Source organism: Microcystis aeruginosa FD4, from assembly GCF_009792235.1.
Classification (GTDB): Bacteria; Cyanobacteriota; Cyanobacteriia; order Cyanobacteriales; family Microcystaceae; genus Microcystis; species Microcystis viridis.
In genome coordinates, this window is the sequence record NZ_CP046973.1 from 1188398 (window position 1) to 1210964 (window position 22567).

Consider the following 22567-nt stretch of genomic DNA (forward strand, 5'->3'; position numbering starts at 1 on the left):
TATATGGCAAGCTACTGTCTAGCCCAATTTAGCACCACCAATACCCCTATCAGAGAATCATGGATACAAAATCCTTTAAACGTACCCTACAGCAATCGGATAACTATAACCGCAAGGGATTCGGTCATAAAGAGGAAGTAATGGATGCGATGACCAATGAGTATCAAAGCGACCTGATCCAAGAAATTCGGGAAAATAATTATCGTTTACAACGGGGTGACGTGACGATCTATCTCGCTCAAGCTTTTGGGTTTTGTTGGGGAGTAGAACGCGCTGTCGCTATGGCCTACGAAACTCGTCAACATTTTCCCCAGGAACGTCTCTGGATTACTAACGAAATTATTCACAATCCCTCGGTTAATCAGCGTCTGCGCTCCATGGCCGTGGGTTTTATTCCGGTGGAAAATGGCCAAAAAGACTTTACTGTGGTGGAATCGGGGGATGTGGTGATTTTACCTGCTTTTGGGGCCAGTGTCTCGGAAATGCAAATACTTAACGACAAGGGTTGCATGATTGTGGATACTACTTGTCCCTGGGTTTCTAAGGTGTGGAATTCCGTGGAAAAGCACAAAAAAAGCGACCACACTTCGATTATTCACGGCAAATATAATCACGAAGAAACGATCGCCACTAGCTCTTTTGCTGGCACTTATCTAATTGTTTTAAATTTGGCTCAAGCTAATTATGTCGCTAATTATATTCTCCACGGTGGCGATAAAAACGAGTTCTTGGATAAGTTTAAAAATGCCCATTCCCAGGGTTTCGATCCCGATCGCGATCTAGATTATATCGGTATTGCCAATCAAACCACGATGCTGAAAAGTGAAACGGAGGAAATTGGCAAACTCTTCGAGCATACTATGTTGAGAAAGTACGGACCGATCGATTTTAAAGATCATTTCATGAGTTTTAATACCATCTGTGATGCCACTCAAGAGCGTCAAGATGCCATGTTTGAACTGGTGAAAGAACCGCTTTCTTTAATGGTGGTAATTGGGGGTTATAATTCCTCTAATACCACTCACTTACAGGAAATAGCGATCGAGCGTGCCATTCCCTCCTATCATATCGATAGTGCCGAGCGCATTCTCCCCGGTAATCGCATCGAACATAAACCTTTAGGTGGCGATTTAATCATCACCGATAACTGGTTAAATGAGGGAAAAATTATCGTCGGAGTTACTTCTGGTGCTTCCACTCCCGATAAGGTGGTAGAAGAGGTAATCGAGAAAATTTTTGCGCTCAAATCTTCTTTAGTCCCGGGTTAATTAGCCTAGGTGTGTTAGCCTTTGGCAATGGCTGCATCTCAGATCACAAATAGGAGATACAGCCGATATTTTTATCAGTGGGATTGCTCAGAAACTAACGACCGCAATCTTGACATTGACGTTAGAACCGTTGGATTCTTCTCGTTTCTGTCTGGAAGGAAGAGCCAATATTTTCCTAAAAACGGCGGGTTTTATCGATTCCGTAGAGGATTCCCGTCACCACGGAAGACAGAATTAATAACAAAATTAATCCTCCGGGTAAAAAGGATAATATTCCCATGCCGCGTAATACATAAACTAACACGGTCACTAATAGGAAACCGAAAAAAAGAGATTTTAAATAACTAGAATTTGAGCGCATTTACTTAGATTAACAGTTCCTCTTGAGTTAAGTTTAACTTTTCGGCAATCATTGCCAGAATTTTTTCTTCCCTTTTTCCGTTACTGATAGATTCCAGTAACCGGCAATTGAGGATAATTTTTTCCCCGTTGGATAAGGTTAAAATAATCCGTCGGTAATTAGACCCCAAAAAGCCTTTGTACTCTTCTACTTTTGCCTCAACAATTCTCTCTAGAAGATAATCACTTTCACTTCTAAAAGTTAAATGTTGTCGCTTACGGGTTAGGGTAGAGGTACCCTGATTAAAGACATAACTCTCCCAATAGCTGACATCATAAAGTAACAATAGACCAGACAATAAGCACAACATACCCCAGAGATAATAGGGATAATTATGGTGCTGTTCTAGCAGTGCTGACAAGGTATCTAGGGAACTTTTGGCAATAATTTCCTGAGTTTGATATCTGTTCACAAAACTCTCAAATCGAGTTTTAAAATCACTAGCTGACTGCACATCCCGAAAATTCTCGATGTAGAGATAGTTATTTCTTCCGACCAATAAAACCGTGTTATTAACAGTTTTTTTCTGCTCAACACTGATAAAAACTTCCTGATAGACAGCCGTAGCTTTAATGTGAGTTAAAGAAAAATTTTCCCGACTAGAAATAGGAAAATTATACTCTTGGACATATTGACAATCTATTCTTTTTGTGCCTAACCTAATGCAGTCGAGATAAGCGCGCTGGAAAAAAACCAAATATGCTAAAAAGAGCAAGGGAACCCCAGCCAGAAAAAAACCCAGAAAAGGACGATATTTAGGAGCCTTATTCTCCAACAAGAGTGTAGTCAGCGTTTTTTGCTTAACTCGCATAGGAAACCCTACAGGTACTTTGTTCTCATTGTACTACAGCTTTTTTCAGCATCCTTCTCAGGATCGATTTATTTAATCTGCTGACCGGGAAAATTGTAATGATTATTCACGAAAATCTTACATCAGTCTCTAGACTGCCTCTATCTTGGCCTTTTTTGTCTGGGTTTGGCACGGTAAAACCCTGTTTATCGAGTTTTTGTAAAGCTTTGGCGATTTTTTGTTTATTGTTTGTATTTAAAGTAAATGTATAAACAAAGCTGTTTTTATAAATTTTTATGACTTTAAGAAACTTTATAAGCTCTAAAAAATTATTTATCTAATTTTTACGCTTTCAATCTCACTCTAGCTATAGCAGATAAAAATTGAGCCTCTTGCCAAGGGGTGGGGAGATGGTCAATAATTGCGATCGAAGCACTGATAAACAAACTCACCATTCAAGCGTACATTTAGGAGAACTTCCATGCCTTTAACACTCGCAGTCTACGGAAAAGGTGGCATCGGTAAATCGACAACAAGCTGTAATATTTCGGCTGCTTTAGCCAAAAGAGGCAAAAAAGTCCTACAAATAGGCTGTGACCCCAAGCATGATAGCACTTTCACCCTCACAGGCTTTCTTATTCCCACAATCATCGATACCCTACAAGAAAAAGATTTTCACTACGAAGACATCTGGCCCGAAGACGTTATCTATGATGGTTACGGTGGTGTCAAATGTGTGGAAGCGGGTGGTCCTCCTGCCGGCGCTGGTTGTGGCGGTTACGTCGTCGGGGAAACGGTGAAATTATTAAAAGAATTGAACGCTTTTGATGAATTTGACGTGATTTTGTTCGATGTTTTGGGGGATGTGGTCTGTGGAGGATTTGCCGCACCCTTAAATTACGCCGATTACTGCATAATTGTCACAGATAACGGCTTTGATGCTCTTTTTGCCGCCAATCGCATCGCCGCTTCCGTCCGGGAAAAAGCGCGCACCCATCCCCTGCGACTAGCTGGATTAATTGGTAATCGCACCTCAAAACGCGATTTAATTAATAAATATGTGGATCATGTTCCCATGCCAGTGTTAGAAGTTTTACCCTTAATTGAAGATATTCGCGTCTCCAGAGTTAAAGGTCAAACTCTCTTTGAAATGGCCGACAAAGACCCGATGTTAAGTTACGTTTGTGACTATTATCTCAACATTGCCGATCAGATTTTAGCCAAACCAGAAGGAGTTATTCCCAAAGAATCTGCCGACCGGGAGTTATTCACTTTATTATCAGATTTCTATCTTAATGCCGATAAACCCAAAGTTAACGCCGAGGCGGAATTAGATCTAATGATGGTTTAGATTATTTTGTCGGGTGGGTTAGCGACAGCGTAACCCACCAATAACCACCAATAAACTCTTTTTCTGGGTGGGTTACGGCGAATAATTAACTTATTAGTTAATAGCCTAACTCATCGTCGTCTAACCCACCCTACCCACTGGCCCACCACCCAACTCGATGCAGCTTTAGAACTTAAGTTATCAGTATGTATGTATTTCTTTTGTCAGCTTAATTCCGATGGGGACAAACTGGTAGAAGTCTGAGGATTGAATTTTGATCCGTCAGAAGAAGAAACTAGAAACTTTTAATCCATCACAAGATAGTGAACTACAAAAGATTAGAGAACAGATAAAACGAGAAAACCTAAATAAACCAAGTTAAAGGAGAACTAAAAAACATGACCGCCACTCAAGAACCGAGCGCTTTACAATTTGATTGTGAAACTGGCAACTATCACACCTTTTGTCCGATTAGCTGTGTTGCTTGGTTATACCAAAAAATCGAAGATAGTTTCTTCCTTGTTATCGGCACAAAAACCTGTGGTTACTTCCTGCAAAATGCCATGGGGGTGATGATTTTCGCCGAACCGCGTTATGCCATGGCTGAATTAGAAGAAGGGGATATTTCCGCTCAACTAAAAGACTACGAAGAACTAAAACGCCTTTGCTTACAAATTAAACGAGATAGAAACCCTAGCGTTATCGTTTTTATCGGTACTTGTACCACCGAAATTATCAAAATGGACTTGGAAGGATTAGCACCGAAACTAGAGTCAGAAATCGGTATTCCTATCGTGACAGCACGCGCTAATGGTTTAGATTATGCCTTTACCCAAGGGGAAGATACCGTCCTCGCTTCTATGGTGCATAAATGTCCCGAAAAAGTTAAGCATGAAGATGAAAAAGAAGAACGGAATGCCATCCAGAAACTCTTAACTTTTGGACGTAAAAAAGAAGAAATTAAACAGGAAGAATCGGAATATAAAGACCATCCTCCTTTGGTTTTATTTGGTTCCGTTCCCGACCCGATTGTGACTAATTTAACCCTAGAATTAAAAAAACAAGGAGTTAAAATTGATGGTTGGTTGCCGGCCAAGCGCTTTACTGAATTACCGGTAATTGAAGAAGGTTATTATGTCGCTGGTGTCAATCCTTTTCTATCACGAACTGCCACCACTTTAATGCGTCGTCGTAAGTGTAAATTAATTGGCGCACCCTTTCCCATCGGTCCGGATGGAACCCGCGCTTGGATAGAAAAAATCTGTTCAGTTTTGGGAATACAACCGCAAGGATTAGAGGAAAGAGAGGCAAAAATTTGGGAAAGTTTAGAGGATTATCTGCAACTTGTGCGCGGTAAATCGGTCTTCTTTATGGGGGATAATTTACTAGAAATTTCTCTGGCACGTTTCCTAATTCGCTGTGGGATGACTTGTGATGAAATCGGTATTCCTTACATGGATAAACGCTACCAAGCGGCCGAATTAGCATTACTAGAAAAAACCTGTAATGATATGGGTGTTCCCATCCCGAAAATTATCGAAAAACCTGATAACTACAATCAGATTCAGCGCATTTACGAGTTAAAACCCGATTTAGTGATTACAGGAATGGCCCATGCAAATCCCTTAGAAGCGCGGGGAATTAATACTAAATGGTCGGTAGAATTTACTTTTGCTCAAATCCACGGTTTTACCAATGCGCGAGATATTTTAGAATTAGCTACTCGTCCCCTGCGTCGCAACAATAACCTCAAGGAATTGGGTTGGGATAAGTTAGTTAAAGAGTCAGCAAAAGTGTAAGTTTGTTGTCAAAAGTCTACAGTCATCAGGTAAGGAATTGATTTTCCTTGCCTTTTTTCCTGTGATTGTTTGCTGATTCTGAGGACAATTCTTGTTCAAATGCTCAACAAGTGCATAAAATAAAAGTATCGTCTCCTTATATTCCTTAGAGACTGTTAGGGTTAATATGCAATGCTCATCGGATTTAGTGTCGGCAATTATCGCTCTTTTAAAGATGTAGTAACTCTCAGTATGGTAGCTGCCGAGGATGCCTATGGTAATGATGAGCTTGATAAAAATAATGTTTTTAAGGTTAATCAACAATTTAGTTTACTGAAAAGTGCCGCTATTTATGGAGCAAATGCCAGTGGTAAGAGTAATTTAATTCTGGCATTCAATTTTATGCGACGGTTTGTCATGAATTCTGCTAAATTACAAATCACTGACAAAATAGATGTGGAACCCTTTAGATTAAGTACCGAAACTGTTGATAAACCATCCTTTTTTGAAATAGTTTTTCAGCTAAAAAATAAAACTTATAGATATGGATTTGAAGTAACTCAAAAGCGAGTAGTTTCCGAATGGTTATTTTGTACGCCAAGAAGTCGTGAAACTAAAATTTTTAATCGGCAAGGCGATAAAATAGAATATAGCAAAAATATTGAACAAGGTAATATACTAAGAGGATTGACAAAAAAAAATACTCTGTTTTTATCACTAGCGGCTCAATTTAATGATTCTCTAGCGGTGGAAATTGTCTCTTGGTTTAGTCACTTAGGTGTTGTGTCTGGGTTAGATGTGGAATTATTAAAAGCGATTACGCTTGAGCATCTTTCCAATAGACAAGATTTGATTGATGATGTAACTAAGTTAATTAAAAAATTAGATTTAAGTATTGACAATCTCAACCTAGAAATAGAAAGCAGAAAAATTTCCTTAGATAGTCTCCCGCAAGATTTACCAGATGTTGTCAGAAATATCATCAGTCATTCTAGCGGTGAAATAAAGTCCGCTACCATAAAAACCTATCATCCAAAGTATGACTCAAAAGGTAAAATGATTGAGTTAGAAATTTTTGATATGGACAATCATGAATCCGATGGAACTAAAAAGATTTTGGCTCTGTCAGCACCGATTTTAGACACTTTGCAAAGAGGAGAAGTTTTAGTAATTGATGAATTGGACGCCAGACTTCATCCTTTAATGACTAGAAGTATAATAGAATTATTTAATTCTCAGAAAACTAATCCCAAAAATGCTCAACTTATTTTTACTACTCACGATATTAATTTACTTAGTCATAAATTTTTAAGAAGGGATCAAATTTGGTTTACAGAAAAAAATCATCAAGGAGCAACAGATTTATATTCTTTGGTGGAATTTGCTGATATTAATAATAATAATACCTTTGAAAAAGATTATATTCAAGGTCGTTATGGAGCAATACCTTTTATTGGTGATTTAAGTAAAATTATTGGTAATTAGTATGAGTAACAACAGGAATAATTCCGATTATTTTCGTCGCCAAACTAAGACTAGAGAAACAAGAAAAAGATTTTTAATTGTTTGCGAGGGAGAAAAAACTGAAGTTAACTATTTTAAGGCTTTTACTGTTCCTAAGAAAATTGAAGTTAGGGTGAAAGGTGAAGGTAAAAATAGCTTGAGTTTAGTCGAAAAAGCTATTCAGATTATAGATAATCTAAAAAAAGATGACTCATTTGATCAAATCTGGTGTGTTTTTGATAAAGATAACTGTTCTAAAGAGCAATTTAATCAAGCGGAAAGACTGGCTAAACAAAAAAACATCAAGATTGCCTATTCTAATGAAGCTTTTGAAATTTGGTTTATTTTACACTTTCAATATCTGGATATCGCCACATCCCGAAGTGAATACACAAAAATTTTAAATACCCAGATGAAAAAGTGTGAATTATTAAACGAAAAAGAACAATATGAAAAAAATCGAGAGGATATGTACGAAAAATTAAAGCCATACCAGACAACAGCAATCACTAATGCAGCAAAACTTATTCAAGATAGGGATGAAGCAAAAAAACATCCTTTTGATGCCAATCCCTCAACCACAGTACAGGACTTAGTGCAAGAACTTAACATCAATAGTCGTCCTTAAGCTTGATTCTCTTTTCTCAGTAATTAAATATTTAATTTTAATTTAAACCTAAAGTGGTTATAATAACTAAAAGCCTATTTAACTAAAGTAACTGCTCTTAATTTGATTGAAATGTCCAATAACTTATCTCACCAAAAACCCTATCATCTCAACTTTAGCAGTGAGGATTTAGGCACGGCAAAACCGACTATCACCCTATTATCGGGGGAACCAGAACGCTCGCGCTATATTGCTGAAACTTATTTACAAAATGCACGTTTACTATCGGATTATCGCGGATTAAATAGTTATCTTGGCTACCTAGATAATTCTACCCCAATTCTTCTGGCTACCAGTGGCATGGGTGCGCCATCTTTGAGTATTGTGGTTAATGAATTAATACAGGTGGGAATTAAAACTATTATTCGTATCGGTACTTGTGGCGCAATTCAAAATAGAATAAAAATTGGTGATATTATTATCTCCCAAGCTGCTTTATGTAGGCAAGGTGCAGCTAATGATATTGCTCCTCCAGAATATCCCGCAGTGGCGGATCCTTTTTTGACAGTTGCTCTAGTCAAATCGGCTCAATTTTTGGGAGTAAATTATCATTTAGGTATTACCGCTTCTGTGGATAGTTTTTATGAAGGACAGGAAAGAATCCTGTCTTCTGCTAACCCTTATCTTCAGCGTCATTTAGAGGGAATTACGGAAGAATATCGACGTTTAAATATTCTCAACTATGAAATGGAAGCGGGAACTTTATTTAAAATGGCGGGGGTTTATGGATTTACTGCCGCTTGTATTTGTGGTGTGATTGCTCAAAGAAGTAAAGAGGAAGGGATTAGTTTAGAAAGCAAACAACAAGCCATCGAAAAAGCGATTCAGGTGGCAATATTGACTGTTAGCAACCTCTCCCTATCCTCAATGGATTAATTTTCAGAAATCATCTTCATTAAGACTTCCTCTTTTTCCTGACTTTGGGGATAACAGGAGATAAGTTTAGTTCGTAATTACTGAATTGATTTAATCACATTATCGGCTAATTCTTGGTCGCCATTGCGCCAGCCAAGGGGTGCTAGATGGGTGCGATTGGCTAAGGGAACTACTGGTTTTAAGAGTTGTTGACTTAGTTCTTTAATGACGATAAAAAGAGCCAAAGAATTGGTTCAAAATGCAGAAATGGAAGAAATAGATGCCAAGGCAAGAGAAAAAAGGGCAGAGGTAAATTGGGAGTTACTCTGTCACCCCACCTTGAAACAGCTGCCCCCTAACAACTTAAATAATTAACCCCTTTGTCGAGTATTAATCACCTCACCGGCTGCATTAACTAACTCCAGCTGTAGTGGCATTTGTCCCATAGCGTGAGTAGAACAACTTAAACAGGGATCATAGCAACGAATACCCGCTTCCACCCGGTTTAACATCGCTTCGGGAATTTCGCCACCATGGATATAATGTTGGGCGATTTGTTTCACCGTTTGATTCATGGCCAAATTATTATTACCCGTGGCAATAATCAAATTCACCGTTTCAATCAAACCATTTTCATCCACTTTATAATCATGGAATAAAGTACCCCGGGGCGCTTCACTAACTCCCACCCCTTGCAGACTATTAATTCCCGCTTCGGCACGACAGCGTTGAGAAACTATATCGGGATCGTCGATTAAAAGTTCGATACGCTCTAAACAGCCCAAAATCTCGACTAATCGGGCATAATGATAGTAAAAAGAAGAGGTTGCTACACCACCGACCCGATGGCGATATTCCCGTAACTCGATATCCGCTCCCTCCGTGCCAAAATGAGAACAAACATTTAAGCGGGCCAACGGACCCACTCGATAGATACCGTTGGGATAACCGAGGGGTTTATAGTAGGGAAACTTCAAATAAGACCATTTTTCTACTGATTCGCCGATATAATCGCGATAATTGTCTTCGCTCAGGTTATCGGCCACGATATTGCCTTGACTATCGGTAAAACGAATATGACCGCCGTAGTGTTCCCACTCGTCCCGTTTACCGACCAATCCCATAAACAGGGAAGGGAAATTACCAAAAGCGGCGATTTCTATGGTTAAATCGTCCAGAAGTCTTTTAAACAGGTTTAAAGCCGTGTAAAGAGTCGCTTTAGACTCCGGCAGTCGTTCTTTAATCCATTGTCGCCCCTCTTCGCTCAAAGGGGAACGCACACCCCCCGGTACAGACCAAGCGGGGTGAATTTTTTTCGCTCCCAAAAGTTCAATAACTTTCTGTCCGAATTGACGTAAACGGATGCCTGCTCGCGCTAGGTCGGGATCGGCGGCGATTAAACCGAAAATATTCCGTTTGGCGGGGTCACTTTCCCAACCAAGCAGAAAATCGGGACTGCTAAGATGGAAAAAGCTTAAAGCATGGGATTGGGTTAATTGTCCCAAATTCATCAAGCGCCGCAGTTTTTCACCCGCAGGGGGGATTTGCACCGCTAGAATTTTATCGCCGGTTTTGGCGGCACAAAGTAGGTGACTAACGGGACAAATCCCGCAAATTCGGGCAGTAATTCCCGCCATCTCCCACATCGGCCGTCCCTCGCAGAATTTCTCGAAACCGCGATACTCGACCACATGAAAACGCACGTCATCCACTTCCCCCCCATCGTCAAGGAAAATCGAAATCTTGGCATGGCCTTCGATCCGGGTGACGGGATCGATAACGACGGTTTTAGTCATAGTAAGTCCTCATTGTTCAGGAGTTCCACAGAACGGCATTGTGGAGACTGCGATCGAGCTTGGTTTCGACGATAATTTATCCCGATCTCCGCCCTGCTGTTTCTATGATAGTTATTACTCCCCTAGCAATCCTAATTTTCATAACAATTTTTCCCGATTCTCAATCGCGGCTAATTGGGCATTTTGTAGCAAATACTACAGAAAATAGTTCGGGAATCCGCAATAATTGTGTCTCTCTTTGCTGGTGTTGATCGGTCATTATATATATAGAAGTCGGTTCTCGGCTGTTAGTTTTCAGCTTGGTGCTGCTTTGCTCTCAAAGCTGAGGGCGAAAGGAGCCGAAGTCGGCCAGATTGTTTAAGGCTAATCGGGAAAATCACCTTTTTGTCTTGTAATCTTACCTGACAATATCAGCGGCACTGCCGAGGATTCAGGAAAAAGCGACCCAAAAACAAGCGATTGTAGTTGATAGTCCTAAACTATAATACTTTTGTTCTAAATGTTGAAAAAAGAGGATAAACTTAACATCATACCAAAGAATGAATTAACTTTGAACCTTTAGGGGATTGCCCGCGTCTAAAAGCGCAGGATACAATCAAAGAAATTCCGATCAAACTCATACCGACTTCAGATAAGCCAGACTCACCCGCGAGTCGGAATAGTAACAGACTTTTTCTGTGTCAAGGAGTCACCACCAAACCAATGCCCACCGCAAAAACCAACCAAACTCAACCACAGCCCACCCTCAATGCCGATATGGTGCGTACCTATCTGCACGAAATTGGGCGAGTTCCCCTCCTAACCCACGAACAAGAAATTATTTACGGCAAACAAGTCCAACGGATGATGAGCCTGTTAGAAACGAAAGAAGCACTATCGAAACAATTAGGACGGGAACCACAGCGCTTGGAGTGGGCGGATTCGGTGAATTTAAGCGAAAATGAACTGGATCGCGCCTTGAAAACTGGCGATCGAGCTAAACGGAAAATGATTGAAGCTAACCTCCGCTTGGTAGTTGCGATCGCAAAGAAATATCAAAAGCGGAACATGGAATTCCTAGATCTAATTCAAGAGGGTAGTCTGGGATTAGAAAGAGGTGTAGAGAAATTTGATCCCACCAAAGGTTATAAATTTTCTACCTATGCCTACTGGTGGATTCGACAAGCGATTACCCGTGCGATCGCTCAACAGGCCCGCACCATTCGTTTACCCATCCATATCACCGAAAAACTGAACAAAATCAAAAGAACCCAGCGCGAACTCGCCCAAAAACTGGGAAGAAGTGCCACTCCCGCCGAGATTGCCTTGGAATTAGAGCTAGAACCCGCTCAAATCCGCGAATATCTCAGTATGGCTCGTCAACCCATCTCCCTTGATGTGCGCGTCGGCGATAACCAAGATACGGAATTGTCGGAATTATTAGAAGATAGCGGAGTTTCTCCCGATACCTTCATCACCCAAGAGTTATTACGGCAAGACTTAGCCAATCTCCTGGCCGAATTAACTCCCCAACAACGGGAAGTGATTACTCTCCGTTTCGGTTTAACCGATGGCAAAGAGTTATCCCTAGCCAAAATTGGTCAGAGAATGAACATCAGTCGAGAACGAGTGCGACAATTAGAACACCAGGCCTTGGCTCATTTACGCCGTCGCCGGGCCAACGTCAAGGAATATATTGTCGCTAGTTAGTAAAATTAGCAAATAACCAAGAAGGAGAGCTTGCGCTCTCTTTTTTTTGGGTTTAATTAATATAGAATCCCGATTAGTTTTCACCTGTGGCAGTTCCGTCATGACTAGAGCGACAGAAACAGCGACCCCAACACTATACGAAGAAGATTTTTATCTCTGGCTAAAAACCACGGCAGAACAATTAAAAAAAAGGCCAGTTTGCCGAGGTGGATTTAGACAACTTAATTGAGGAGATTGAATCGATGGGGAGAAGTGAAAGACACGCGCTCAAAAGTCTTTTAACTCGTCTCCTAGAACATTTACCTGAAATGTCGGCTTGAAGGCTCTCGGTTTTACCGATGAGATGAAAGGTTCCGCCAGCATAGAAATAGCGAAGCACGATTGACAACTCAATTCTTAGCGTGCTAGAATAGTTTGCGTAGTAGGTCGGCACGCAAGATGTTCGTTTTAGAGTACAAGCTTAGAGGAAAACCATCTCAATATCAAGCCATTGATGAGGCAATTCGGACAGTTCAGTTTGTTCGGAATAAATGCCTTAGATATTGGGAAGATAACAAAGGTGTAGGACAAAAGGATATTTATCGATACACAACCGAATTAAGAAACGAATATTCTTTCGTCAAAGACCTTAACTCTACAGCTTGTCAACAAGCTTGCGAACGGACTTGGACTGCTATTTTAAGGTTCTATAACAACTGTAAAAACCAAATCCCTGGCAAAAAGGGATACCCTAAATACTCTAAACGTACTCATTCTATTGAGTTTAAAAAATCAGGCTGGAAGATTAATCGAGATACCAAAAGAATAACTTTCACCGATGGTAAAAACATCGGAGAGTTAAAACTAATTGGTAGTCGAGACTTGTTCTGTTTCCAAGAATGGCAAATTCAAAGGGTGAGAATAGTTAAACGTGCTGATGGGTATTATTGCCAGTTAATGTTAAAACTTGACGTGAGAGATATAACCCCAAAATTAGAGCCTACCAAAAAATGTGTAGGTTTAGACATGGGACTAAAGTATCTTTATGCCGATAGCGACAACAATACAGTAGAACCTCCTAAATATTATCGAAAAGCAGAGAAGCGTCTTAATAAACTAAATAGGAGAAAATCTAAAAAGTTTAGAAGAGGGCAACAGCAGTCTAATAACTACAAAAAGGCTAGACAAAAGTACGCGCTTGGGACATTTAAAAGTAAGTAGGCAGCGAGAAGAGTTTGCTAAAAGATTGGCACTCCGCTTAATTCAGTCAAACGACTTGATAGCTTATGAAGATTTAAAAGTCAAGAACCTTGTGCGTAATCGAAAACTAGCTAAGAGTATTAATGATGCGGGCTGGTCACAATTAAGAAAATGGATAGAGTATTTTGGCATTAAATACGGCAGATTGACTATTGCTGTTAATCCCGCCTATACTAGCCAAGAATGCTTTAATTGTGGCAAGTTAATTAAAAAGTCTCTATCGGTTAGAACCCATGTTTGTTCTTGCGGATATGTAGAAGATAGAGACAAAATGGCGGCATTAAATATACTCAAAAAAGCTACGATAGGACATATCGGAAGTTGGTCATCAGACCTAAACGCTTGGGGAGATTTAAGCTCTATTTTGGTTGGTAGCAATACCTGTCAAGACAACTTGAGTCAGTGAACCAAGAATCCCTCGCTTTCAGCGACGGGAGTGTCAATCAAATTAACCTACTGGCAATCGGAAAGAGACCGGAATGGCAATCATGGTCATGGAGAAATCAATAATTTTCGGGCAGAAATTCAAGATTTACTGGAGGATAGCCCTAGTTTAAAGCCCTATCTTCGGGAGATTTTTGAGCCATCCTGCCATACAGCTTTAGAGACCGTCCGGAAAAAAATGGGTTTATCCCCCGGCGGTTTACCGAGTCAGATAATTTTTAATCTCGAACAGGTTTTAGATGATCAATGGCTGCCGATCGATTGGGAATAAACTATTGACTATCTAAATCACTCCTTAAATCGCTAAACAGTCATCAGTGAACTGAAAACTCAAATCTGATAACTGATACTAAATCCGTTGAGTATAGGATACTTATGAGGACAGGCAAAAGGCAAGAGGCAAAAGGCAAAAGAGGGAATAGATAATCAGTTTTTAATAACTGGATTTAGTATGATAACTGATAACTGATAACTGATAACTGATAACTGATAACTGATAACTGATAACTGATAACTGATAACTGATAACTGATAACTGATAACTGATAACTGATAACTGATCTGGTTTTACTCAACCAACTTCTTCAGCAGGGCATCCACTTCCTCCAGGCCGGATTGATTATTTTTTAGGACATAAACTGCTCGCGCCTGCTTAAAAGCTTCCGCTGCCTCTCTTTTTCGTCCCCGGCCCGCGTAGGCCCGACCGAGATTAAGATAGACATCGGCGTTATTGGGGGCGATTTCGGCCAAATCTTGATAGGCGATAATTGCTGCAAGATAATCTTTTCTGGCCAGATGGATGCGACCAATTCCCGCTTGTGCTTCCAAAGATTGGGGTTGCAGGAAAACAGCCCGACGATAAAAGGGGAGAGCCTCGTCAAAACGCTCTTGTTTTTCGAGTAAAATCGCTATTTTTAGCTGAATTAAAAAATTTCCTGCACTTTGTCGCTCTATTTCTTTTAAAATTTGGGTTCCGCCATTTAAATCGCCCTGTTTAAGCAAAAGGCTGGCTAGTTGCAATCTTAATTCAGTATTGTTAGGGAATCTTTGCAGGGATTTTTGGAGAAAATCGAGGGCTTCGCTGCTTTTATTCTGTTCAATCAAGGCTTTACCCATGATTTCGTGGGCTTGCTGATTATTGGGGTCGAGAGCTAAAACCCATTGGTAAACTTCGCCCGCTTTTGCATAGTTTTTTTGCCGTAATAATACCACCCCTAAACCGAGGTAGTGTTGGACGTTTTTCGGTTCTATTTGGATAGCGTAGTAGTAAGCGGTGGCTGCATTGTCATAATCACCGATATTAGCCAAACTATAACCGAGAGCATGGAAAAAGTCGGGATTACTCGGATCGAGACTTAAGGCTTTTTGGTATGCTTGGGCGGCGGCGTTATAATCCCCTTGCCGCGTTTGTAAAAAGCCAATTCCAGAGAAAATTCGGGCATTATTGCCATCAAGGGCGGCAGCCCGCTCGTAAACGGCTATAGCTTCCCCATAATTGCCATTTTTGACCAATTGCCGCGCTTGACGCAGTAGTTCGTTAACCTGTGAATCCTTGCTCACGATTGCCCCCGCCGGATTATCAGCGATCGCAATTGAGGCGGAGAAACACCCCCCCGCAAGGAGACCGACGAGCAAGATTAAACGGGTAAATTGTTTCATCTTTAGTTAACGATTCTTAATTAAAATTTATTGTAAATGGTATTGACAAAAATCAACTATTGTGCATTACCCTTGCACGAGATTATTGCGGGCCTCTTGGGCGACTTGGGCGCTTTTGTCGTTGGTTAACTGGGTCAAAACAGCGATCGCATCTTGCCCCCCTAAGCGGCCTAGAGCTTGAGCAAGACGATAGCGCAGTTGCCAGTCATCATCATTAGCCAAGGGAACGAGTAAAGAGACGGCGCGAGGGTCGCCTAGTTCCCCGAAAGCACTAACGGCGGCCGTTTTTACCAATTCATTATCGGAGTTAAGGGCGATTTCGAGCAGTTCAAAGCCCCGGGGTTCCCCCAATTCGCCCAAAGCGGCCACAATGCTAAATTGAATTAACCAGTCGCAGGATTGTTGATAGACAGCCACCAGATCATCGTAGGCTGCCGTTAATTTTAACCCCCCGATCGCATCGGCCGCGGCTGCTTTCACGTCTGCTTCGGGATCATTTAACAAACGATCGCGTAGAATAGTTAAGGCCAGATCAAGATTCTGACGACCGAGGATATCTAGCTGACTTACCGCCGAATAACGCACCCTAGCGTTACTATCGTTAATTAAAGGCTGTAACATCTCGAAGGCGATTTCTGGGGCTAAATAACGCAGTTGATTAACTCCCGATAAGCGATCGCCATAATCATTGGAATCAAGCAGCCGTTGCACGGATTCGGGGGAATAATTCATAATTTGATGACACCCTTAACAATTGGACTGGTATTAATTGTCCCATGAATAGTTATCGACTCCTGACTATCTTGATCATGTTTAGTTCCCCGGTTTTTTGGGGCTGTAGTCCTCCCGCTCCCCTTAAAAAAGAACCTACGGCCGAGATGCTTGTTTCTCCTTCTCCCAGTCCGATTATTTCCCCATCGGACATTAAAGCTGCTAATCGTTATCGTCAATTGGGATTACAGTATCGTCAACAGGGAGATTTTGTCAAAAGTATTGAAGCTTTAAAAAAATCGGTACAGTTAAACCCCAATCATCTAGACGGGAGAGTAATTTTAGGCTGGACACAACACCTAGCTAAACAACCTTTAGCGGCACAAATAACCCTCGAAGAAACGATTAAAATTGCTCCCGATCATGTGGCTACTTATAATGCTTTGGGTATTGTTTATCTTGTCGGTGGTCATCTTGAAAAGGCCGTAGTTACGCATACTAAAGCCGCTAATTTAAAACCCGATAATGAAATTGCCTACTATAATTTGTCCCTCGCCTATCATCGCTTAAAAGATTTTAATTCAGCTATTACTAACGCTGAAAAAGCAATTAAATTAGAGCCAAATAATCCCCATCCTCTTGTGGCTTTGGCAATGATTTATTTAGACAAAGGTGATAGTAAAAAAGCGCAGAATACCTATAGAAAGGCTAGGGATTTAGACGGTCGTTATCGAAAAAAATGGTTTCTAGCACACCTGATGGAAGCTGGTTTTAGTCAAGAGCAAATTAAATTAGTAGAAAAGTTACTATCCTCGATTTAAAAATTATTATTTCCCCTTAAGATGCCTGTCGATGTCCCAGTTTTAGGAAAATAGTTTCTAAATCTTCGCAGCAAGTATAAAACTCGCTTAAGTTCAGACCAGAAACGACTAAAAATTTCAATAATTCGGCACTATCTTCTAGGGTTCCCGTAAATTTAACCCGGAGAGTATTAGTATTAATAATTCTTTGCCAACTTTCCACAAAAACACATTGTTCAAGAGCGGTTTCTAAGGCTTCTAAATTGCCTAGAGTCGTAATCTGCAAGTATTGACCAGCTAGACGTTGATTTAATTCCTCTAAAGAGGTACTTTCCACTAGATAACCTAATTCCATGATGCCCACAGAACTACAAAGTTCCGCTAAATCACTAAGGACATGAGAGGAAATTAAAATAGTCATACCTGCCGATTGTAAGACTTTAATAATCTCACGAAATTGTAGGCGAGCGATCGGGTCTAATCCAGAAACCGGTTCATCGAGAAGTAAAATTAAAGGTTCATGGATAATCGTTCGGGCTAAACTTAAACGTTGTTTCATGCCCCGGGACAAAGTAGCGATCAAATTATGGCTTTTATTGGTTAATTGTACCAGTTCTAGAACCTCATAAATGCGGCGATGACGTTGGGAGCGAGGGATATGATAAAGACGGGCAAAATAATCCAGATAATTCCAGACATTTAGGTCATCATAGAGGGGAAAATTATCGGGTAGATAACCTAAATTTCTTTTGAGACGGGGATTACTATCATTTCTTAAAAGACGTTCTCCGTGCAGATATATTTCTCCCGTTGTCGGTTCTTCCGCTGCCGCTAACATCCTAATTAAAGTGGTTTTTCCCGCTCCATTTGGACCGATTAACCCGTAAACTTCCCCCGCTTCAATCTGTAAATCCACTTGATTAACGGCCCCATGGCGGTCAAATTGTTTGGTTAAACCAACGGTAGCAATGGCTAATTCGGGTGTGTTCATAAAGTTTTTTAGTTAGGTTCTCACGGTGACTCGCTAACCAGGAATACAGGGTTTATCTCCCATGACTTCTGCCGGTTGTTGTTAAATTTTTTGAGCCTTCATATCTTCTCAGTATATTCTTACCTAATAATTTTCGGTGAAAACACCTAAAAATAAATCTTTTCTGCCGGGGGTGATAGTTTTGCCAGTCATTTGGGTATCTTAGGGGTGTAGACTAATAACATGGTAGTATTTTCCCTGAGATCATGACGGATACAATCATCGAGGTGGAAAATTTAGGTAAGCGATATGTTCTCGACCATCAACAGGAACGAGAAAAGTACACTGCTTTGCGCGATGTGATTGCCCAGGGGGTAAAATCGGCGTTAAAGGGTTTCGGTGGCAAAAAAACCGAGACTAAGGAGGAATTTTGGGCGCTGAAGGATGTCTCTTTTGAAGTCAAGCGCGGCGAAGTGGTGGGAATTATTGGCCGCAATGGTGCGGGAAAATCGACTCTTTTAAAGATTCTCAGCCGGATTACGGAACCGACCACGGGACGAGTCCGCTTAAAGGGACGGGTAGCGAGTTTGTTGGAGGTGGGGACGGGTTTTCATCCGGAGTTAACCGGTCGAGAAAATATCTATCTCAATGGTGCAGTTTTGGGGATGATGCGGCAAGAAATCGATCGCAAGTTCGATGAGATAGTGGCGTTTGCCGAGGTGGAAAAGTTCCTCGATACTCCCGTTAAGCGCTATTCTTCGGGGATGTATGTCCGTTTGGCTTTTGCGGTGGCGGCACACCTAGAACCGGAGATTTTAGTAGTAGATGAAGTCTTAGCGGTGGGGGATGCGGCTTTTCAAAAAAAGTGTTTAGGAAAGATGGGTGATGTGGCAAGTAAGGAGGGGAGAACGGTTTTATTTGTGAGTCATAATATGGAAGCTGTGACCCGTCTGTGCAATCAAGCCTTTTTATTGCAATATGGTCGTCTTAAGTTATTCGATAAAGTAGATACTGTTGTTAACAATTACTTGCAAATAAAAATGGGGTTAAGCTCAGAAAAACAATGGACAGAAGACAATGCTCCTCGAAATGAAATAGTGACATTACTCAATGTTAAAGCACAAGATAACAAAGGAATAATAAAAGATTCTTTTAATCTATCTGAGCCTATATATATTTCTATAACTTACAGAGTAGAAAAGCCCAATTATGTCTTGTCTGCTGGCATAAACTTCTTTAATGACAGAGATATTAATATTTTTGATTTACATGATGTGGATCAAGAGTGGAGAAGAAAAGAAAAAGATATAGGGACTTACCGCTCTATAGTCAAGATTCCAGCTAATTTTTTAACTGAAGGATTAATTATTATTTGGATTGCTATTCTTACGCCAGAACCTTTTCATGTTCACCTACACGAAAAAGATGTTATTGTTATTAACGTGAGCGATGATTTTGCAGAAAATTCAGCGAGAGGTGATTATATTGGACACTTTCCTGGATTAATCAGACCCTTGATGCAGTGGGAAACAAAAATAATATATCAGTTGCCCTAATATGATAATATTGTAACTTGCTAATCACGTTAAATACTATTTAATAGGAGAATATCATGAAATTCACTGGAGAACGTTTTATTCCCTCAGAGAAAGGGGTTATTAGATATGAACACTTGCATAGATATATGGCAATTATTGATTATGTTAAAGACAAATCAGTAATAGATATTGCTTGTGGAGAGGGATATGGTTCGTCAATTATGTCCGCATTTGCAAAAAATGTTAGTGGAATAGATATATCTCCAGAATGTATTGCTAATGCTCAGAGTAAATACCAAAGAGAAAATTTAACTTTTTTACAAGGATATTGCAATCAAATACCAGTTAATTCTAGATCAGTAGACGTAGTTGTTTCTTTTGAAACAATCGAACATCATGATCAACATGAAGAAATGTTAGCAGAAATAAAGCGTATCTTGAAACCTGAAGGAATATTAATTATGTCTTCGCCAAATCGAGTAACTTACTCTGATATACCCAACAATCATAATCCCTTCCATGTCAAAGAACTTTATTATGAAGAACTTAAGATTCTGTTAGATAATAACTTTAAAAATGTCCAATTTTATGGACAAAAAATACTCATAAACTCTGCTATTATACCTTTGAATAGTTCATTAGATGCTCTAGAAAAAATCAGATTTTATCCACAAAATAATCAATTTCATGATGAAAATAGTGAATTTAAAATGGAAAATCCGATATACTTTTTAGCTATATGCTCTGATGAGAATCTAAATAATCTGAACATAGTTTCATCTATTTATATAGATTCTCAAGCAGATATATACCAAGATTTACAGAAAACCTACAAAGAATTTAGTCAAGTATATGCCGATCTACAAGATATCAAAAATAGCAATTTTGGTAAAATGAGAGAACTATGGATGAAATTTAAATCTTTTCTGGCAACTTCTTGAAATTATGCTATTTTTACCAAAAATAATCATAACCCTTAAATATTTAATTCAAGACTGATAATCTTACAATTTAGGCGGTTTCATGTTGATTGGATAATTGTCATAGAGTCAAAATTGTTTATTTAAAACTTTTATAGATGTTTTTAATAAACCAAAATGTATCTTCACCTATCAAAAGCAAGTGAGTTAATCTACCATTAGAAATTATCTCTTTTCTTATATATATTGTGAAATATAACTTTGTTTTTCACTATCTATTCTTTCCTAACTATTGAGAACTATAAAATTTGTATTTGATCTGCGAGAGTGTAGCTATATGATAAGTATTAAGAAAATAATCAAAGATTTACTATATCAGTCCAAACATAATATAAAATTTTTTGTTTTTTTTCTGTGGTCAAGATATACGATTACATCGCAGTTAAAGATAAAAAAATTATTTGACCTATTGAGACTGGGACTAATGATTAACTATGGCATTCAAATACTGGATAAACCCACCCAAAAAATCCCTCTTAGTTCAAGTATTAGTTATTATAAGTGGTTGAGAAAAAATTACGCTAAAAAATCAGACATAGAACAAATTAAAGCTCATCTCTCTGGTTTGACTTATCAACCTAAAATAAGTATTATATTACCAGTATTTAATCCTAATAAAAAATATCTTCAACAAGCTATAGAATCGGTAGTCGCTCAGATTTATTCAAATTGGGAACTTTGTATCGCTGATGATGCTTCTACACAATCAGAAACCAGAGAGATTATCGAAAATTATTGCCAAAAAGATCACAGAATTAAAAGTATTTTTCGAGAAAGTAATGGTAATATTTCTGCTTGCTCGAACTCAGCCCTAAGCCTAGCCACAGGTGAATTTATCGCCCTCCTAGATCATGATGATATCCTCACTCTAGATGCGTTATATCACATCGTTGTTTCACTCAATGACAATCCTAGTGCCGATATGCTCTATTCCGATGAAGATAAGATTAATGAATATGGTCACTTAGAGCAACCTTTTTTTAAACCTGATTGGTGTCCTGATTCATTTCTGTCTCGAATGTATACCTGTCATCTCGGAGTGTATCGTCGTGATTTAGTAGAAAAAATTGGTGGTTTTCGATTAGGTTATGAAGGTAGTCAGGATTACGATCTTGTCTTAAGATTATCGGAGCAAACTAACAAAATTATTCATATTCCCAAAGTCTTATATCATTGGCGTATTCATAAACAATCAACATCCAAAAGCTTGGATGCTAAAAGTTATACTTCCTTGGCGACAAAAAGAGCGATCACAGATGCTTTACAAAGACGAGGTGAATGCGGTGAGGTGATTACAAATTCTCACGGCAATCAAATTATTCGTTATCAAATTACTGAATACAAAAAAGTTAGTATTATAGTGCCAACCAGAAATTTAGGAAAAATCCTTAACACCTGCTTACAATCTATTTTCCAAAAAACAGAATACCCTAATTATGAAGTGTTAGTTATCGATAATGGTAGTACAGAAATAGAAACAAAGAAAGTAATTAATTACTGGCAAACTCAAGAAATAACTCGATTTAAATGTTTACCGCTAGATATTCCCTTTAATTTCTCAAAAATCAATAACTATGCTGTACAACATTGTGAGGGACAATATCTGTTATTTTTAAATAACGATACTGAAGTTATTACTCCTGACTGGATAAATGCAATGGTAGAACAGGCACAAAGACCGTCAATTGGAGCAGTCGGAGCTTTACTTCTCTATCCTGATAATACGATTCAACACGCTGGTGTGTTAATGGGATTTGGAGGAGTTGCCGGCCATAGTCATCAGTATTATCCTGTAAATTCTTTAGGCTATTTTGATCAGATTCATACTATCAATAATTATTCGGCCGTTACTGGGGCTTGTTTACTTTGTCGGCGAGAAGTTTTTGAAGAAATTGGTGGTTTTGAAGAAGAATTGAGCATTGCCTTTAATGATGTAGACCTATGTTTAAAAATGTTGGATAATGGCTATCAAAACATTTATTTACCTCACGTTAAACTTTATCATTACGAATCAAAAAGTCGCGGTTATGAAACCACAATTGAAAAACAAGAAAGATTTACTAAAGAAGTAAACTTTATGATTGACAAGTGGGATAAATATATTCAACATGATCCTTGTTATAGTATTCACTTGCGACCATAATTTTAGA

17 protein-coding genes and 4 pseudogenes are annotated in these 22567 nt (G+C 39.3%); 14 read left to right on the plus strand and 7 right to left on the minus strand.

Features of this window, described 5'->3' with window-relative positions; translation table 11 throughout:
* Nucleotides 1-59 precede the first annotated feature (59 nt).
* Nucleotides 60-1268: a 4-hydroxy-3-methylbut-2-enyl diphosphate reductase gene (locus tag GQR42_RS06080; protein WP_158199280.1), complete on the plus strand. Its 1209-nt coding sequence runs from the start codon at nt 60-62 to the stop codon at nt 1266-1268.
* 175 nt (nt 1269-1443) lie between these two features.
* Here the strand turns inward: GQR42_RS06080 and GQR42_RS06085 are convergent, their stop codons facing one another.
* Nucleotides 1444-1629, minus strand: coding sequence for a hypothetical protein (locus GQR42_RS06085; protein WP_002766362.1), 186 nt, complete (start codon nt 1627-1629; stop codon nt 1444-1446).
* 4 nt (nt 1630-1633) lie between these two features.
* The gene (locus tag GQR42_RS06090; protein WP_158199281.1) at nt 1634-2479 is read right to left on the minus strand and encodes a hypothetical protein; all 846 of its coding nucleotides are present in this window, start codon (nt 2477-2479) and stop codon (nt 1634-1636) included.
* A 460-nt stretch (nt 2480-2939) separates the two neighbouring features.
* Between GQR42_RS06090 and bchL the strand changes: the two genes are divergently transcribed.
* The 5 genes from bchL to GQR42_RS06115 all read left to right on the plus strand — a co-directional run bounded on the left by bchL (nt 2940) and on the right by GQR42_RS06115 (nt 8612).
* On the plus strand, nt 2940-3809 hold the full coding sequence (bchL, locus tag GQR42_RS06095) for a ferredoxin:protochlorophyllide reductase (ATP-dependent) iron-sulfur ATP-binding protein (protein ID WP_002773281.1): 870 nt from the start codon (nt 2940-2942) through the stop codon (nt 3807-3809).
* A 377-nt stretch (nt 3810-4186) separates the two neighbouring features.
* Nucleotides 4187-5587, plus strand: coding sequence for a ferredoxin:protochlorophyllide reductase (ATP-dependent) subunit N (locus GQR42_RS06100; RefSeq protein WP_158199282.1), 1401 nt, complete (start codon nt 4187-4189; stop codon nt 5585-5587).
* A 171-nt stretch (nt 5588-5758) separates the two neighbouring features.
* The gene (locus GQR42_RS06105; RefSeq protein WP_158199283.1) at nt 5759-7051 is read left to right on the plus strand and encodes an AAA family ATPase; all 1293 of its coding nucleotides are present in this window, start codon (nt 5759-5761) and stop codon (nt 7049-7051) included.
* Nucleotide 7052: 1 nt separating this feature from the next.
* Entirely contained in the window at nt 7053-7697 is a 645-nt protein-coding gene (locus tag GQR42_RS06110) for an RloB family protein (protein WP_158199284.1), read from the plus strand.
* Between the two features lie 111 nt (nt 7698-7808).
* A complete protein-coding gene (locus GQR42_RS06115) occupies nt 7809-8612 on the plus strand; it encodes a nucleoside phosphorylase (protein ID WP_158199285.1) in 804 nt (267 codons plus the stop codon).
* 77 nt (nt 8613-8689) lie between these two features.
* Here GQR42_RS06115 and GQR42_RS28390 read toward each other — a convergent pair whose 3' ends face one another.
* Entirely contained in the window at nt 8690-8836 is a 147-nt protein-coding gene (locus GQR42_RS28390) for a hypothetical protein (protein WP_233271289.1), read from the minus strand.
* 126 nt (nt 8837-8962) lie between these two features.
* Nucleotides 8963-10387 carry a Ni/Fe hydrogenase subunit alpha gene (locus tag GQR42_RS06125; RefSeq protein WP_158199286.1) on the minus strand — a complete coding sequence of 475 codons (1425 nt, stop codon included), beginning with the start codon at nt 10385-10387 and terminating at the stop codon, nt 8963-8965.
* Between the two features lie 702 nt (nt 10388-11089).
* Here GQR42_RS06125 and GQR42_RS06130 point away from each other — a divergent pair.
* The 4 genes and pseudogenes from GQR42_RS06130 to GQR42_RS06145 all read left to right on the plus strand — a co-directional run.
* On the plus strand, nt 11090-12076 hold the full coding sequence (locus GQR42_RS06130; RefSeq protein ID WP_158199287.1) for an RNA polymerase sigma factor, RpoD/SigA family: 987 nt from the start codon (nt 11090-11092) through the stop codon (nt 12074-12076).
* 100 nt (nt 12077-12176) lie between these two features.
* A pseudogene (locus GQR42_RS06135) lies at nt 12177-12390 on the plus strand (DUF29 domain-containing protein); the annotation flags it as partial.
* Between the two features lie 124 nt (nt 12391-12514).
* Nucleotides 12515-13721: pseudogene (locus GQR42_RS28395) on the plus strand (RNA-guided endonuclease InsQ/TnpB family protein).
* A 36-nt stretch (nt 13722-13757) separates the two neighbouring features.
* Nucleotides 13758-14030, plus strand: a pseudogene (locus GQR42_RS06145) (DUF29 domain-containing protein); the annotation flags it as partial.
* 296 nt (nt 14031-14326) lie between these two features.
* Here the strand turns inward: GQR42_RS06145 and GQR42_RS06150 are convergent.
* Together GQR42_RS06150 and nblB are read right to left on the minus strand one after the other, a co-directional pair.
* On the minus strand, nt 14327-15418 hold the full coding sequence (locus GQR42_RS06150; RefSeq protein WP_158199288.1) for a tetratricopeptide repeat protein: 1092 nt from the start codon (nt 15416-15418) through the stop codon (nt 14327-14329).
* Between the two features lie 66 nt (nt 15419-15484).
* Nucleotides 15485-16150 carry a phycobilisome degradation protein NblB gene (nblB, locus tag GQR42_RS06155; RefSeq protein WP_158199289.1) on the minus strand — a complete coding sequence of 222 codons (666 nt, stop codon included), beginning with the start codon at nt 16148-16150 and terminating at the stop codon, nt 15485-15487.
* Nucleotides 16151-16194: 44 nt separating this feature from the next.
* Here nblB and GQR42_RS06160 point away from each other — a divergent pair, with 44 nt between their 5' ends.
* Entirely contained in the window at nt 16195-16950 is a 756-nt protein-coding gene (locus GQR42_RS06160; RefSeq protein WP_158199290.1) for a tetratricopeptide repeat protein, read from the plus strand.
* Nucleotides 16951-16966: 16 nt separating this feature from the next.
* Here GQR42_RS06160 and GQR42_RS06165 read toward each other — a convergent pair whose 3' ends face one another.
* Nucleotides 16967-17920, minus strand: a complete 954-nt coding sequence (locus GQR42_RS06165) for an ABC transporter ATP-binding protein (protein WP_158199291.1) — start codon at nt 17918-17920, stop codon at nt 16967-16969.
* 245 nt (nt 17921-18165) lie between these two features.
* Between GQR42_RS06165 and GQR42_RS29870 the strand changes: the two are divergent.
* The 3 genes and pseudogenes from GQR42_RS29870 to GQR42_RS06180 form a co-directional block, all read left to right on the plus strand.
* Nucleotides 18166-18856 (plus strand): annotated as a pseudogene (locus tag GQR42_RS29870) (ABC transporter ATP-binding protein); the annotation flags it as partial.
* 655 nt (nt 18857-19511) lie between these two features.
* A complete protein-coding gene (locus GQR42_RS06175; RefSeq protein ID WP_158199293.1) occupies nt 19512-20378 on the plus strand; it encodes a class I SAM-dependent methyltransferase in 867 nt (288 codons plus the stop codon).
* Between the two features lie 463 nt (nt 20379-20841).
* The gene (locus GQR42_RS06180; RefSeq protein WP_233271291.1) at nt 20842-22560 is read left to right on the plus strand and encodes a glycosyltransferase family 2 protein; all 1719 of its coding nucleotides are present in this window, start codon (nt 20842-20844) and stop codon (nt 22558-22560) included.
* Nucleotides 22561-22567: the final 7 nt, after the last annotated feature.

Excerpts from the sequence above, each read along its gene's own strand:
- GQR42_RS06080 (WP_158199280.1), top strand. The coding sequence starts at position 60 with ATGGATACAAAATCCTTTAAACGTACCCTACAGCAATCGGATAACTAT.
- GQR42_RS06085 (WP_002766362.1), bottom strand. The coding sequence starts at position 1,629 with ATGCGCTCAAATTCTAGTTATTTAAAATCTCTTTTTTTCGGTTTCCTA.
- GQR42_RS06090 (WP_158199281.1), bottom strand. The coding sequence starts at position 2,479 with ATGCGAGTTAAGCAAAAAACGCTGACTACACTCTTGTTGGAGAATAAG.
- bchL (WP_002773281.1), top strand. The coding sequence starts at position 2,940 with ATGCCTTTAACACTCGCAGTCTACGGAAAAGGTGGCATCGGTAAATCG.
- GQR42_RS06100 (WP_158199282.1), top strand. The coding sequence starts at position 4,187 with ATGACCGCCACTCAAGAACCGAGCGCTTTACAATTTGATTGTGAAACT.
- GQR42_RS06105 (WP_158199283.1), top strand. The coding sequence starts at position 5,759 with ATGCTCATCGGATTTAGTGTCGGCAATTATCGCTCTTTTAAAGATGTA.
- GQR42_RS06110 (WP_158199284.1), top strand. The coding sequence starts at position 7,053 with ATGAGTAACAACAGGAATAATTCCGATTATTTTCGTCGCCAAACTAAG.
- GQR42_RS06115 (WP_158199285.1), top strand. The coding sequence starts at position 7,809 with ATGTCCAATAACTTATCTCACCAAAAACCCTATCATCTCAACTTTAGC.
- GQR42_RS06125 (WP_158199286.1), bottom strand. The coding sequence starts at position 10,387 with ATGACTAAAACCGTCGTTATCGATCCCGTCACCCGGATCGAAGGCCAT.
- GQR42_RS06130 (WP_158199287.1), top strand. The coding sequence starts at position 11,090 with ATGCCCACCGCAAAAACCAACCAAACTCAACCACAGCCCACCCTCAAT.
- GQR42_RS06150 (WP_158199288.1), bottom strand. The coding sequence starts at position 15,418 with ATGAAACAATTTACCCGTTTAATCTTGCTCGTCGGTCTCCTTGCGGGG.
- nblB (WP_158199289.1), bottom strand. The coding sequence starts at position 16,150 with ATGAATTATTCCCCCGAATCCGTGCAACGGCTGCTTGATTCCAATGAT.
- GQR42_RS06160 (WP_158199290.1), top strand. The coding sequence starts at position 16,195 with ATGAATAGTTATCGACTCCTGACTATCTTGATCATGTTTAGTTCCCCG.
- GQR42_RS06165 (WP_158199291.1), bottom strand. The coding sequence starts at position 17,920 with ATGAACACACCCGAATTAGCCATTGCTACCGTTGGTTTAACCAAACAA.
- GQR42_RS06175 (WP_158199293.1), top strand. The coding sequence starts at position 19,512 with ATGAAATTCACTGGAGAACGTTTTATTCCCTCAGAGAAAGGGGTTATT.
- GQR42_RS06180 (WP_233271291.1), top strand. The coding sequence starts at position 20,842 with ATGATTAACTATGGCATTCAAATACTGGATAAACCCACCCAAAAAATC.